This window comes from Akkermansiaceae bacterium (assembly GCA_017798145.1).
Taxonomy (GTDB): Bacteria; Verrucomicrobiota; Verrucomicrobiia; order Verrucomicrobiales; family Akkermansiaceae; genus Luteolibacter.
Genome location: CP059069.1, coordinates 3,398,561 through 3,413,900, shown reverse-complemented (window position 1 = coordinate 3,413,900; position 15,340 = coordinate 3,398,561). Strand labels below are relative to the sequence as shown.

The 15,340-nt window shown below is 57.1% G+C and carries 4 protein-coding genes, 2 tRNA genes and 2 rRNA genes; 1 reads left to right on the top strand and 7 read right to left on the bottom strand.

All coding sequences use genetic code 11. The features are described from left to right. Positions 1 to 166: 166 nt before the first annotated feature. From HZ994_14585 to HZ994_14570, 4 genes are all read right to left on the bottom strand, one after another. Positions 167 to 3,038: ribosomal RNA gene (locus tag HZ994_14585) — 23S ribosomal RNA — on the bottom strand. Positions 3,039 to 3,334: 296 nt separating this feature from the next. Continuing rightward, positions 3,335 to 3,411, bottom strand: a tRNA-Ile gene (locus HZ994_14580). Positions 3,412 to 3,452: 41 nt separating this feature from the next. Continuing rightward, a tRNA-Ala gene (locus HZ994_14575) sits at positions 3,453 to 3,528 on the bottom strand. A 163-nt stretch (positions 3,529 to 3,691) separates the two neighbouring features. Beyond that, positions 3,692 to 5,232: ribosomal RNA gene (locus HZ994_14570) — 16S ribosomal RNA — on the bottom strand. Together the 16S and 23S rRNA genes with 2 tRNA genes alongside form the textbook arrangement of a ribosomal RNA operon. 728 nt (positions 5,233 to 5,960) lie before the next feature. Here HZ994_14570 and HZ994_14565 point away from each other — a divergent pair. Beyond that, positions 5,961 to 6,833, top strand: a complete 873-nt coding sequence (locus HZ994_14565) for a carbon-nitrogen hydrolase (GenBank protein QTN33488.1) — start codon at positions 5,961 to 5,963, stop codon at positions 6,831 to 6,833. Here the strand turns inward: HZ994_14565 and HZ994_14560 are convergent. From HZ994_14560 to HZ994_14550, 3 genes are all read right to left on the bottom strand, one after another. Beyond that, positions 6,818 to 8,227 (bottom strand): TonB-dependent receptor, encoded by a 1,410-nt coding sequence (locus tag HZ994_14560; protein ID QTN33487.1) that lies wholly within the window; start codon positions 8,225 to 8,227, stop codon positions 6,818 to 6,820. The genes HZ994_14565 and HZ994_14560 overlap by 16 nt on opposite strands. Before the next feature lie 108 nt (positions 8,228 to 8,335). After that, positions 8,336 to 9,361 carry a hypothetical protein gene (locus tag HZ994_14555; protein ID QTN33486.1) on the bottom strand — a complete coding sequence of 342 codons (1,026 nt, stop codon included), beginning with the start codon at positions 9,359 to 9,361 and terminating at the stop codon, positions 8,336 to 8,338. 68 nt (positions 9,362 to 9,429) lie between these two features. Then, positions 9,430 to 15,150 (bottom strand): hypothetical protein, encoded by a 5,721-nt coding sequence (locus HZ994_14550; GenBank protein QTN33485.1) that lies wholly within the window; start codon positions 15,148 to 15,150, stop codon positions 9,430 to 9,432. Positions 15,151 to 15,340 lie beyond the last annotated feature (190 nt).

The following is a 15,340-nucleotide window of genomic DNA, read 5'->3' as shown; positions in this document are numbered from 1 at the left end:
CTGATACTTCGGGGCTGGGACTCTGGGGAACATTGCCGGTGAATTAGCTTGTCGCGGAGTTTTTCAAAAACTGCCCGCTCCCTGGCATCCATATGGAGATATTTCATTAAATGATTGATTCACGAGGCCTCATGTGAGCCTTACACAATACTTGATATCCGAATTCAAAAAATAGGAATCAAGCCAAACGGATTATTAGTACTGGTGAGCTGAATACATTACTGCACTTACACTTCCAGCCTATCAACGTCGTAGTCTTCGACGATCCTTAAGGGAAAATTCATCTTGGGAGTAGCTTGGCGCTTAGATGCTTTCAGCGCTTATCTATTCCGCACGTAGCTACCCAGCCATGCCCTTGACAGGACAACTGGTACACCAGAGGTGCGTCGATTCCGGTCCTCTCGTACTAGGAACCGAACCCCTCAATTTTCCTACGCCCACAGAGGATAGAGGACCGAACTGTCTCGCGACGTTCTGAACCCAGCTCGCGTGCCGCTTTAACCGGCGAACAGCCGGACCCGCTTGGGGACCTTCTCCAGCCCCAGGATGCGACGAGCCGACATCGAGGTGCCAAACTTCATCGTCGATATGAACTCTTGGATGAAATCAGCCTGTTATCCCTAAGCGTACCTTTTTATCCGTTGAGCGACGGCAATTCCACATTCAACCGCCGGATCACTTAGGCCCACTTTCGTGTCTGCTCGACTTGTAGGTCTCACAGTTAGGCGGGTTTATGCCTATGCACTCGACACACGGTTACAAACCGTGCTGAACCCACCTTCGCGCTCCTCCGTTACTCTTTGGGAGGATACCGCCCCAGTAAAACTGACCGGCTGACACTGTTCTCTGGCCCGATTCAGGGCACAAAGTTAGATCTTCCAACACCCAAGGGTGGTATCTCACTGGCGACTCCAGGATTCCCTAAAGAATCCCTTCAAAGTCTCCCACTTATGCTGAGCATGAAAATCGAAAAACCAATGACAGCTTACAGTTAAGGTCTATAGGGTCTTTCCGTCCTTCTGCGGGTAGGCGGCATCTTCACCGCCATTACAATTTCACTGAGCACCTGGTTGAGACAGCGCCCAACTCGTTTCACGATTCGTGCAGGTCGGAACTTACCCGACAAGGAATTTCGCTACCTTAGGACCGTTATAGTTACGGCCGACATTCACGGGGACTTGGGTTCAAAGCTTCGCCTTGCGGCTAACATCTTGCCTTAATCTTTCCGCATTGGTCACGTGTCACATCCTATACTTGGACTTGCGTCTTGGCAGAATGCTGTGTTTTTGCTAAACAGTCGGTTGGGCCATTTCACTGCGGCCTATGTAAACATAGGCACCCCTTCTCCCGAAGTTACGGGGCCAATTTGCCGAGTTCCTTAACCAGGGTTCACTCTTACGCCTTGGTATATTCTACCCACCCACCTGTGTCGGTTTGCGGTACGGGTTCCTTAGCATACACCGGAGCTTTTCTCGGCACATGTTTTGACAATGCGGTTCAGCCGAAGCATCCCCTAGGAATTCAATCACTTGGTTGTCTCCACACATGCGTCCCTCCGGTTAAAGGGTTGGAAGTGCAGGAATATTAACCTGCTGTCCATCGGCTACGCCTATCGGCCTTGCCTTAGGTCCCGACTAACCCCGGGACGAAAATCGTAGCCCGGGAAACCTTGGGTTTACGGCGGCCGGGGATTTCACCCGGCTTATCGTTACTCATGTCTGCATCCTCTCTTCTCAACACTCCACGGTCAGTCGCCATCGCGCTTCAGTGCGTTGAGAATGCTCCTCTACCGCTCCCATCCCCGAGGATGAAAGCCCAGAGCTTCGGTACTATGCTTATCGCCAATCATTTTCGGCGCAGAATCTCTCGATGAGTAAGCTATTACGCACTTTTTAAATGGTGGCTGCTTCTAAGCCAACATCCTCACTGTCTATGAAATTCCACCTCCTTTCCACTTAGCATAGTTTAGGCACCTTAGCTGCTGATCAGGGTTGTTTCCCTTTTGACGATGAAGCTTATCCCCCACCGTCTCACTGCTGCGCTCTACCCCGTGGTATTCGGAGTTTGATAGGGGTTGGTAGGCGGGTATGCCCCCTAGCCCTTTCAGTGCTCTACCCCCACGGGTCAACACGCAACGCTGCACCTCAATGCATTTCGAGGAGAACCAGCTATCACGGGGTTTGATTAGCCTTTCACTCCTACCCTCAGCTCATCCGAGAATTTTTCAACATTCACCGGTTCGGTCCTTCACGCAGTATCACCTGCGCTTCAACCTGGCCAAGGGTAGATCACCTCCGCTTCGGGTCTAGCACGTGCAACTAATGTCGCCCTATTCGGACTCGCTTTCGCTTCGCCTGCGTACCATAAGTACTTAAGCTTGCCACACATACTAACTCGCAGACTCATTAAGCAAAAGGCACGCCATCACCCCGAAGGGCTCTGACACCTTGTAGGCACACGGTTTCAGGTTCTATTTCACTCCGCTCACAGCGGTTCTTTTCACCTTTCCCTCACGGTACTGGTTCACTATCGGTCGCTAACTAGTATTTAGCCTTATGCGGTGGTCCGCACAGATTCATACGGCGTTTCACGTGTGCCGTATTACTCAGGAACTCCCTAGGGTCACTTTCGATTTCGGATACGGGGATTTCACCCTCTGTGTCGGAACTTTCCATTTCCTTCTCCTATCGATCGTGATCCCACGTCGGGGTCCTACAACCCCGGAGACAAGTCTCCGGTTTGGGCTGATCCGCTTTCGCTCGCCACTACTGACGGAATCGATTCTCTTTCTTTTCCTCCGGTTACTGAGATGTTTCACTTCACCGGGTATCGCGTACCGTTTCCTAACTTCCTCGCTCACCTTGCGGCGGCTTGGCTTCAGAAACGGACAATGATGTATTACCACCATTAGGTTACCCCATTCGGGAATCTCCGGATCATAGTGTATTAACCACTCCCCGAAGCTTATCGCAGCTGATCGCGCCCTTCATCGCCTGTTAGCACCAAGGCATTCACTGTGTGCCCTTTAAAGCTTGATTCCTAAATTGAAATCAGCTGTTATTAATGTAGTCCATACTGCTACAGTTTTCACCGCAGCGATCTGTTCTTCTATTTTAACGGCCAGGAACGCGAGCGTCCCTGGCTTTGCCGTAAAAATTTGATGTATTTGGTATTCGAATATACTTTCAAGTATCGCGTAAGAATGGCTCAAATGAGCTACATTATTATACAATCAGAAAATTATTTCTCTCCATATGGATGTCAAAGAGCGGACTAGGTGACCGTGACGTGTGACAAATGCGAACCTCTGAAGCTCCGGTAGCAACCGGATGGATGGTGGGCCTGGCTGGACTCGAACCAGCGACCCCACGCTTATCAAGCGTGTGCTCTAACCAACTGAGCTACAGGCCCGGTTGGGTTACCCATGGACAAGATGTTATCGAGATGTCCACTGGTGGAGGCATGCGGATTCGAACCGCAGACATTCTGCTTGCAAAGCAGACGCTCTACCAACTGAGCTATACCCCCGTTATCAGGGAGGTGCAAATGACGAAGAGAAAAGATTAAATTGTGCGCTGCGATACTTGATCGCGCAGATTTTTTAGTTGTTTTTAGGTGCAGTCCCTTGCGGGCGCTGCAACCCCAATGAATTGGGGCTCGACCTATTGCAGTGACGGCGAGAACCGTGTGCAATTTACTCCGTAGAAAGGAGGTGATCCAGCCGCAGGTTCCCCTACGGCTACCTTGTTACGACTTCATCCCAGTTACCAGCTTCACCTTAGGACCGATTGAACGGCACTTCGGGTGCTACCGGCTTCCATGATGTGACGGGCGGTGTGTACAAGACCCGGGAACGTATTCACGGGGCCGTAGATGATGCCCCATTACTAGCGATTCCAACTTCATGGAGGCGAGTTGCAGCCTCCAATCCGAACTGAGCCCAGTTTTACAGATTTCCTCCACCTCGCGGTATCGGTTCTAATTGTGCTGGGCATTGTAGTACGTGTGCAGCCCTAGGCGTAAGGGCCATACTGACCTGACGTCGTCCCCACCTTCCTCCCAGTTGATCTGGGCAGTCTGACTAGAGTTCCCACCATTACGTGCTGGCAACTAATCACAAGGGTTGCGCTCGTTGCGGGACTTAACCCAACATCTCACGACACGAGCTGACGACGGCCATGCAGCACCTGTGCAAATTCCCCGAAGGGTCACGCGCTTTCACGCGCTTAGAGATGCATGTCAAGCCTAGGTAAGGTTCTTCGCGTTGCATCGAATTAAGCCACATACTCCACCGCTTGTGCGGGTCCCCCGTCAATTTCTTTGAGTTTTAGTCTTGCGACCGTACTTCCCAGGCGGCACGCTTAACGCGTTAGCTCCGGCACAAGGGGGGTCGAATCCCCTCACACCAAGCGTGCACCGTTTACTGCTAGGACTACAGGGGTATCTAATCCCTTTCGCTCCCCTAGCCTTCGAGCCTCAGCGTCAGTAAATGTCCAGTAGCTCGCTTTCGCCACGAGTGTTCCTCTCGATATCTACGCATTTCACTGCTACACCGAGAATTCCAGCTACCCCTCCATTACTCTAGCACGGCAGTATCAGATGCAGTTCCGGGGTTGAGCCCCGGGATTTCACATCCGACTTACCGCGCCGCCTACGCTCCCTTTACGCCCAGTGATTCCGAACAACGCTCGGGACCTTCGTATTACCGCGGCTGCTGGCACGAAGTTAGCCGTCCCTTCCTCTTCCGGTACTATCAACCCTGTCCGCTATTAACGGCCAGGTCTTTCTCCCGGATGACAGGAGTTTACAATCCGAAGACCGTCATCCTCCACGCGGCGTTGCACCATCAGGGTTTCCCCCATTGTGAATTATTCTCGACTGCTGCCACCCGTAGGTGTCTGGACCGTGTCTCAGTTCCAGTGTGCCTGATCGTCCTCTCAGACCAGGTACCCGTCGTAGCCTTGGTGAGCCGTTACCTCACCAACAAGCTGATAGGGCGCGAACCAATCCTCCAGCGACAGCCTTGCGGCCACCTTTACTCTTGCGAGACCATGGGGTATTAATCCAAGTTTCCCTGGGCTATTCCCCACTGAAGGGCATGTAATTCACGTGTTACTCACCCGTGCGCCACTGAACCATTCAAGTATTACTACCAAAATGATTCCGTGCGACTTGCATGTCTTAAACACGCCGCCAGCGTTCGTTCTGAGCCAGAATCAAACTCTCCGTAAAAAATTCGGTTGGCGTATCTTTCGAGATCCGGAGATCCCTAGGATATCGTATTCCAAATTGACCTTATAAGGATCCTTACCCGAAGGCAGGCATCCTTACGTACTGCGCGACATTTCGCGCAGCGCACAATTTAATCTTTTTCTTCATCTCAACGTAAATCTGGCCGGCTTAAGGCTGCTTCCCTGATCAACTTTCGTTTTGCAGTTGGCACGATTTGCGCTGAGTCACACTGTCAAAGAGCTTGTTTCGAGGGGACTAAAAAGCCGATCGGGTAATTACTTACCGCGATCGACCGTCTGTCTCTCGCGCCGCCCGCTTTCGTGGCGACGGGCAGACCCTAATCTGCCCAGCCAGGACTGGTCAATCTGTTTTTGGCGTTTTTTTCTGATTTTTTTTGTCATCGCAGTAATCCCTTGATTTGCAAGGGGTGGAGGACATGGCTATAGGCCGATCCCGGGTGAAATCGTGCATGGCTGGCCGCTTTGTTCCGCTTTTTACGGCCTGGATGGCCAGGGAACCGACTTCCATGCCTCGCTTTGACGCCTTGATGTTCGGATATCGCATGCATGACATCGATTCGGATGCCATCGCGCAGCCAATTACTACATGTCTAGTATTTCATGCGCCGGCACATCCCAATTGATCTTATGGCGCGCGCCGCAAGGAATGATGCCTGCTTGAATTCGGCGCCTCCGGCCTGCACACTCGCCCCAATCCGAAACCAAGACATGCCACGAATCGCACTACTACAGTCCGGCACCTTCCCCACCAAAGGGGAAGCGTTCGATCACCACGAAACGCTCATCCGCAACGCCGCGTCGGGCGGTGCGCGGATCATCGCCACGCAGGAGCTTTTCCTTACGCCCTATTTCTGCACGGTTCAGGATACGGCAAGGTTCGATCTTGCGGAGAAGATACCTGGGGCTGCGACGGAGAGGCTGGGCACGCTGGCGGGGGAGCTGGGTGTTGTGATCATCTCCTCCCATTTTGAGCACAGGGGACCCGGGCTATACCATAACACCGCCGCAATCCATGATGCCGACGGCAGTCTCCTTGGCATTTACCGCAAGGCGCACATTCCGCAGGATCCGGGCTTCGAGGAGAAATTCTATTTCACGCCCGGAGACAGCGGGTGGCCTGTATGGGATACGGCGTTCGGGAAAATCGGTGTGCTGATCTGTTGGGACCAGTGGTATCCGGAAGCGGCGCGCCTGATGGCGCTCGGGGGTGCGGAACTGATCGTTTACCCGACGGCGATCGGTTGGCTTCCCGAGGAGAAGGACGCGTTGGGAAAAGCCCAGCATTGCGCGTGGGAAACCGTGCAGCGTGGACATGCGGTTGCGAACGGCTGCTACCTTGCCGCAATCAACAGATCCGGCACGCATGAAGGCACCGAGTTCTGGGGGCAGTCGTTCGTGGCCAATCCGTATGGGGAGCTTGTGGCGAAAGCTTCTGTGGAAAACGAGGAGATCGTTTTCCACGACATCGAATACGGCTTGGTCGAGGACTTCCGGCGGATCTGGCCCTTCTTCAGGGACAGGAGGATCGATGCTTACGCTGGGATCAGCTCGCGTTGGCTGTGGGGTCAGCGGGGCAGGTAGCCGAAGAAGCGCCGCGCCTTGATGAGTTCCGCAACCTCACTGGGAACGCAGGTTTCCCATGTGGGGTCGCCCTCCGCGATTTTCACCAGCAGGTCACGGGAGAATATGCTGAGGAAATCCGGGTTATAGTTATCGAGATCCACAAAGCTGCCGCGGTCGGCGAGGTATCCGTAAAGCTTTTCCAGTTCCGGCGCGACCTTCATGGTGTCCTTGGTGATGGGCGTTCCGCTTGCCGCATCGAGGAGCGGATAGACGAAGAGCTTGAGGTTGTGTTTGAAGAGACGCCCGAAGCTTTCGAGGATGCCGCCGGGAAGGGCGGTATAGTATTTTTCCTCAAAGAGTTCGATGAGCGATGGAACCCCCATCACGATTCCTATGCGCTCCTTGGTCCTCCAGGAGAGATAGGCGGCGAGCCTGTAATACTCGAAGTAGTCGGAAATCAGCACTGTCATCCCACAGGCGGCGAGAAGATCCGCGCGTGCGAGGAAGTCCCTCCTGTCCACATCGTTGCCGCCGGCGAGAAGGTTTCGCATCGTCAGCTCGAAGATCGGAAGCACCTCCTTTTCGGTGACCGAGGGGTCGAGCTTGAATTTCATCATCGCGCACTCGAGCATGTCGAAGTTGACGTTGGTGGGCGGGCGGAAGCTGCCGCGCTCGACAAGCACCGCCTTTTTGTAGAGGGCTTCGGAAGGTTGGAGCACCTCGCCGCTCGCGCTGAACATGGCGGCACCGCTGAGGCCCAGCTGGACGAGTTTTAGCGCCATGAGCCGGTTGTCCACGGAGCGGAACTCGATGCCCTCGAACTTGATCATGTCGATCTCGACGCGGCCTGTCGTCAGCTTGTCGAGGAGCCTTTCCACGAGTTGTTCCGGTTCGTGGTGGAGGAAAAACCCTCCGAAGAGCAGGTTGACGCCGACGATGCCCAGCGCCTCCTGCTGGAGGGATGCCTCCGCATCGAGCATGCGCACGTGGATCATGATCTGGCTCGGTTCGTCGTGGGGGCGGGATTGGAATTTCAAGCCCATCCAGCCATGGCATTCGTTGCCGCCCTTGAAAGAGCGTGCCACGACGGTATCGGCAAAGGCGAAGAAAGCGGTGGTGTCGCCGCGCTGGGTTTTCAGGCGCTCCAGGTTCAGGCCGTATTCGCGGTCGAGCATCGCCTGGCAGCGCGATTGGGAAACGTAGCGGTCGCCGCCGCCATAGATTGCGTCGCTCACCGTCATGTCATAGGCGGACATGCTTTTCGCAACTGTCCCCGCCGCGCCGCCGACACGGAAGAACCACCTCACCACCTCCTGGCCTGCGCCGATCTCGGCGAAGGTTCCGTACCAACGGGGATCGAGATTGATCTTGAGGGCTTTCTGGTGGGTATCGAGTTCCAATTCCTGCTGCATGGGTGGTGTGTGGTTGATGTGGTTTTCTAGAAGAATTCCAGCCGATCCGGGATACAAAAAAGCGGCGGAGGGAAGAAACCCACCGCCGCACAGCATTTTCGAGGCCGATCAGTTGGCGAAATCGGCGGCCTTGAGGCCTTTCTTGTAGGTCTTGAATCCGTACATCGTGGGGACGAAACCTTCCGGTAGCGGGACTTCGGCCTTTTCCGGCACTTCAATCCCGAGGCCCCAGAAAACGCCGTTGACCACCAGCCTGCGGAGGCCTTCGTTGGCGAGGTCGGTGGCGGAACCCATGGTGCAGGTGAGCACCTTGTTGGTTTTCCCTGCATCGTTTTTTACCTCTCGGGTCCATGCGATGGGCATCGCGGGATCGTTCACTTTCTGGGTTGTGCCGCCCCTCGGTTTTTTCTCGTAGTCGGCAGGTTCGTCCTCCGGCTTCATGCCCTTGAGCACGAGTCCGCGAAGCAAGATCGTCGCATCTTCAGGGGGTGCGGCCTCATAGACGTCGGTGTCCCCGAAAATTCCTGACACACCGTTGAGCAGCGGGTTGCTCTCCTGGCCGGGTTCGGTCGCCCCACGGGTCGCTTCCTTCTTGTGGACGCCCCAGTGGCTGATCCATGTCTCGCCGAGAACGGTTTTCCCGAATCCGCCGCTGGCATGGTTCCACGACCACACCGCCCATTTGCTGTCCTTGGGGAAATTGAAGACATGGGTGCTGGTGCGAAGTGCGACCATCGGAACCCCGCGATCCACTGCAGCCTTGAACTTTTCCATCGTGGCATCGTCGTAGTGGCGGAAACGGAGGGACATCACGAGGGCGTCCGCAGAGTCCAGCGATTCCGCGCCCATGAGGCTTCCACCGGCGTCAGGATTGATCGTGCCATCCTCATTGGCGGAAAACAGGACGGTGGCGTCGAATCCGTGTTTTTCGGCGAGGATGCGTGCCATGACCGGCATGGCCTCCTCGGAGCGGTATTCCTCGTCGCCAGCCAGCAGGACCACATGCTTGCCTTTCCCGGGTCCCTCGCCGCCGGTGAATTTCAGCGTTCCAAGACCCGCTTCCATCTTCACTTCCGCGAACGTCGTCCCTGCCGCAAGTGCGCAGGCCATCCCGATTCCATAAAAGGTTCTCATGATGCTTGGGATACTCCGCGAGCATGAGCCGCCTCTCAAGGAAAATGCAACCATAGCCCCCTTGCGGATCATTCCGTGGAAAATTCCTGGGAGGCGGAGAGGGCGAAGTTTTCGGGCTCATACATGGACTCGACCTTGGCGGGGGGAGCCATGACACCGCCATCGACGGTGCAGCGTGCGAGGTAGGTGATGTTGTATGTTCCTTTCCGCCAGACATGATCCATAAAGAAGACGGCGCGGTCGGAGCGCAGTTCGGAGTGGGAGATGTTCCAATCTTTCTCGCTGGTGCGGATGGTCTGGGCGGAGGATTGGGAGGCGAAGTCGCTGTTCACGGTCTCGAAGACGCAGGGCAGCGGATCGTCCACGACGAGGTAGCGGGTGTCATCCTGCGGCAGGGTGACGCGGAGGGTGACGCGGATCAGGTCGCCCTTGGAGGGGTGCTTGAGAACCTCTGTCTGGCCGCTGGGCAGGACTTTTTCGTAGAAGCGGTCGATGGACAGCCCGTTTTTCGCAACCGGCGCCATCGGAGCGATGGCGGGCTTGCCGGCAACTTTCATACGGACGTAGGCGGGGGCGGTGGTCTCGATTTCCATGGCGGTGGCGGCGGTGAAACGGAAGCTGCTGGCAGCGGTGGGATTTTCCCTGGTGAGTTGTATCGTATCGCTTGTGCCGTTTACATTGAGGGAGAATCGAACCGGCTTTGTGGAGGTTTCCTGGTGCGAGGCGTATTGCGACATCGCGAGGAGGCTCCATCCGTTGACCCATGTGCTGCGCCAGTGGCCATAGGGGTTGCGGTCGTTGAGCAGCCTGTCGAGGGTGACATGGACTTCCTTGGAATCCGGATCGATGGCAAGGCGGGCGATGAGCTCGGCCGCTGTGGCCGAATTCCCCGGACTCCAGTAGCCGCCGTTCTCAAGCGGCTGGTATTTTTCCGTGGAATCGATGATGCCGCTGGCGGCGGCAAGAACCTTGGGCCTGCCTTCCGAGGAAGCGGCCATCGCGGCGGCGAGAAATGCGCGTGAAGTGTCGCTCATCGAGGGAAGTTTCTCCGCCATGAGCGCGTGGTAGGGCGGCTGGCCTTTTCCCAACAGGGCGAGGGTGTAGAGTGATCGGGCGTGGTTTTCCAGCTCGTAGGATGTCTTCGCATCGCCCGCACCGCGCAAGGAACCGATGAGATATTGGGAAAGCCTTTCCAGGGCGGAGGCAGGGACATTGCCTCCGTTCTGCGAGGCGAGCGTGAGCACGAGGCCGGCGTAGGGAGTGACCCATTCGTTGGTCTCGGTTGCGCCCGGCCAGTAGCCAAAGGAGCCGTCGGGTTGCTGCATGCTGAGGAGACGGCCGACGCCGATTGCCATGGCTTTCTCTACCTCCGCATCGCTTTTCTTGGCGAAGGCGGGAACGAAGGGGCGGAGGTTTTTGACCGCGAGCCATGGCATCATGGAAGAGCTGGTTTGCTCCGCGCAGCCATAGGGGTAGTGCAGGAGATAATCCACGGAGGAGGAAATCTCCACAAGCGGCGAGGTGGCGAACTCAAGTTCCACGCTGCCGGTGGCGGTTTGCAGATCCTTGCTGAGAAGGTTGCGGAGATCGGTTTTCCCGTTCGCGGCCAGCCGGACGGCGGTGACCTGGCGGAGCAGGGGCATGGGGAAATGGGACTCAAAGCTTTCCTGGACGGCGTCGGATAGGGACTCGTTCAGCTGCGGTGTCAGTTCCCCTTCCCCGAGCGAGAGAGGCCTCGCGCGGAAGGAAATTTCGGCCGTGCCGGTGTCCACGATGCGTATCGGGAATTCGAGCACGGAGGAATCACCATCGGCGAGCGTGACGCTCTGCGGGGCCGTGCCTTCCAGCATGGCGACGGGTGTTAGGGTGCCGGATCCGGTCGAGCAGATCACCTCCCATGTGGCGGTGCGGCCGGAGGCGTTCTGCACCATGACGCGGCCGGTGATGCGATCCCCCTGGTGGGCGAAGCGGGGGAGCTTCGGCTCCAGCATCAGAGGCTTCTTGACGAGAATTGCGGATTCTCCGTGGCCGAAGCGCGCACCGCCGTGGTGGGCGATGGCGATGACGCGGTAGCGCGTGAGCGTGTCCGGCAGGGCGAAGGTGTGGGTGAAACGCCCAGCCCCATCCGTTAGGAGTGCTGGAGCCCAGGTCGCGCAGGGGTCGAAGTTTTTCCGCATCAAGTCTTCAAGCTTGCCAAGGTCGCCGCCGCCGCCGACGAAAAATCCCTTGTTGTGGAAGGAGCGGTATTCCTCGTTCTCCGGAATGAAATCGTGGAACGAGGTGCCGGCATCCACAGACAGGTAGCGCCTGTCATAAAAGTGTGCCATCGGGTCCGGGGTGTCGTAACCCATTACGGCGAGAGTGCCTTCATCCACGGCGTAAAGGGTCACCTCCGCGCCTGCGGCGGGCTTGCCGTCGGAGGCCATCACCATGCCTCCGAGGCTGACGGAAGTGCCGGGGCGGTAGCTTTCGGAAGGGGTATCGATTGAGACTGTCAGGCTGTCGCGCAGGTTCTCGACTTTCAGCTCGCAGTAGCCGAGGCGGAGCTGCGGTTCCTTGATCTCGCGGGCGGATTCCGCGGAACCTTTCACGATGAGGATGGAAACGTATGCGTTCGGGGCGTGGTCGTCCGTCAGGGGGATCTCGATGACAGGGTTCTCAGCCTTCAGCTCGGTGAGGTAAGAGCTCAGGACATTTTCCCGCTCCACCGTCACGAGTGCTGTGCCCTCGATGGGTGATAGCACGAGAATGCGTGCGGTCTCCCCAGGCTGGTAGGATTTCTTCTCGGAGACGAGCTTGATGCGCAGCCCTTCCTCGTATTGCCATGGGTATTCCTTCGCGCCATAGACGTGGAAACGGGTGACGGTCGCAAACTCGCGGCCTTGCTCATCCTTGCCTTTCACGGTGAGGAAATGAAGGCCGTCGTTTTTCGGGGAGATCGCCAGGGAAAAGCCTTCCTTCGCGGAATCCGCCGCTGTAACGGTGATCCGTGCGGAGGATACGTCCTCTTCGTGCGGCTCGCTCTTGGTGACGGTGTCGCCGTTTGCGTTGGTGACCTTGGTGGTTGTATGCACCTCGCGGGTGACGGTCGCCATCAGTTCGATGTCACCCTTGGCCGGCTCGCCCTCGGTATCGGTGACGACGATGCGGAATGGCGTTTCGTCGCCTACGCGGATGAGTCGGTCGATGCGAGAAATCCCGGCATAAAGCGCCGCCGGGTGGACGGTCGAGGTGGAGCGCGCGGTGAGCGTCTGGCTGTTCGCATCAGTCACTTCCGTGGCGATGCTTACTTGCCTGGCCGTTGGGAAATCGCCGGTTGGGATTTTCACCGGAATCTCCGCGAAACCCTCCCTGGAAAGCACCTGCTCGGAATCGAAGGTCGTGCTGGAGATGCCATCGTCGCCGTCGTTGTCACGGTATCCGAAATAGTTGTACCAGTATCTCCAGTCGTCCCTGCGGTGGTTTCCGAAGAGGAAATCGCGGTAGCGCTCCGGGTAGGGGTTGATCTCGGTGATTTCGGTAAAGGCCGATGCTTTTCCGGCGGCAACCGGCTGGCCCTGGTAGTAGGTGGCGGTGAGCTTCGCGGAAATTTCCGTCGCACCCGGCGCGGGCACATCGATTTTCTGGACGATCTCGAAGGTGTTGCGGCGGAATTCCTCGACCTTGAGCGGCAGGCTGAACGAAGCGCTTTGCTCCATGGCGTATTGCTCCTCCCAGTCCTCCGTCTTCGCGGCGATCTCAAGCTCGCCGGGGAACTCCAGCTTGATCATGTGGTCTCCGGTTTTCGAATCCGGCAGGGCGTAGGTGACATCGAAGGAGCCGAGCGCGGAAAGCTCCACCGCCTGGGTGAAGATTTCCTTTTCCTCAGGATCGGTGATGACGATGCGGGCGGGCGCTTGTTTGGAAAGGGCGATGGCATTGCCAAGCTGATCCCGGACGATGCCCTTGATGCGGACGATCTCGCCCGGGCGGTAGAGCGAGCGCTCGGTGAAAAGGAATGCGCGGCGCGTCTCGGGGCGCTGCTTCATCCATGAGTATTTCACGGGGAAATGCCACATTCCCACCCTGTCGAGCGTCTCGTCGAAGGCGACGGTGTAGGAGTCATTGCCTAGGCGCGCCTGGAGGTGGCGGACATCCGCATTGCGCACGATGGTGGCCAGGCCGCTCCCGTCCGTGACAGCCTCGGCAAGAAGCTTCGCATCCTCGCCGTGCACGCCGATCTTCACCCCGGGCAATGGTTTTCCCGTCTGGCAGGAAAACGCGAACACGAGCGAGGAGCTTTCCGTGAATTTCCATGCGATCCCGATATCGGTGAGCTGGACGATGGCCTGGGCGTTGCGTCGGCCTTCCGCCTCCGCATCCGGGTGTGGGGTGCCGATCACATCCACGAAAAGCGGAGCGGTGCCGAGCCCTTTCGGCAAAAGTTCATCCCATGAGATCTCGACGGTTTTGCCTGTATCCACCGCCGTGCCGAGCTGGATTTCCTTTTCGGCGATGGTTTCGCCGGCAACCAGCGCGTACGGCAGCACCGAGACCGGGGAAACCTGGCTATGGTTCGGCCCCTCTCCTGTGTAGCTGCGATATCCTTGGAAAGCCCTTATGGCACCGAGGCCGGAGAGCTTCTTGATACGGATCGTCAGCGTGGAGATGTTCACCGTATCGATGGCATATCTGCGCAAGCCATGGGCGAGCTGCGCCTCATCCAAGGATGGCAGCAGCACCTGGGATTCGAGCCTCTGGAATGTCGCCTCGAAGTTTCCCGGGTTGCTTATTTCCCTGCCCTCTGCGGAGTGGAAATGTTTCGCAATGCCAACCACATATTTGTCGTGCCTGGACAGGTCTCCCATGATGTAGAGCGATTTCCCCTCGGCCTTCAGCGTCATCCCATCCGGTTGCGGGGTCACGGAAATGGCATCCGCATCGAAATCCGCAGGCAGCTTCCCATTGAAGGAAAGAAACAGCCTGCGCGGCATATCGGAGGAGAGTTGCGGATAGACCTTGTCGAGGCGGAACGGCTCGACATCGCCGATCCTGTAGGATGCGTCGGCACCGAGCTTCGCGGATTTGCCCGCATTCGGCAGGCCTTTGAGCACCTTCAGCTCCCAGTTTTTCGCAACCGGCAGCGGAGAGTTCGGCGTCACATGGAGGATATTCCCAACAGGGGATGAGGGATCGGCATCCGCGAGCTGCTTGCCAGGCTCGGAGCGGTTCGCCCAACTGATGTAATTCGTCCTGTAATAACCCGCCTGGGCCGCAGTCGCATGGGTCACGTTCGGGGCAATCCTCAGGTTGTCCCCGGAGGAGAAACCGAGGAAGCCTGCGACGGCTGAGGGATCCACATCGTCGTTGAAAACGATGAGCCAGCTGGGCGCGGAGGGCGAGTAATCCTGCGACCAGCGGTTGGGGATGTTCGCTGCGAGGATGCGCAGCGGCTCGCTCGAAACCTTTGCGAACTCGCCCGCCTCCACCGCCGTCCCGTCCAGGTGTTTCAGGCCTTTGGCAGCGGAAAAGCTGTACTCCGTCCCGATCTGCGGGATGCCATCCGGCTGGAATTCCGCGATGCTCGGCGCTTTCCAGAACAGCTTCCCGGGCAGCTCGGGATGGGTGAGGATCAGCTTGTTCTCCACCGCCTTCCCCAGCTCATCCTGACCCACCATTGGCTGGTCGAAGATTACATCGATCTCAGATTCCGGAGCCAGGGTAGGGGTGGATACCGTGATGCGGGGTGCTGCCGCCATGGGTAACATGGCCGCGGCGAGGATTAGGGGAACGATGCTGCTTGTCTTCATGGGATCGGGATTTCGATTTGTATTCCTTTGTAAACGGGACCCTGCCGAATGAAATCCAAAAACCCGGAGATAAGGTAAAATCTCTGTAAAGGGCGGGCGGCATACCTGTGTGTGATCTTCATCGGTCGATCCACCGTAAACATGGAAAAATGGGCAGCGTGCCCGTGGGGCATTACATCCCCTCTCACTA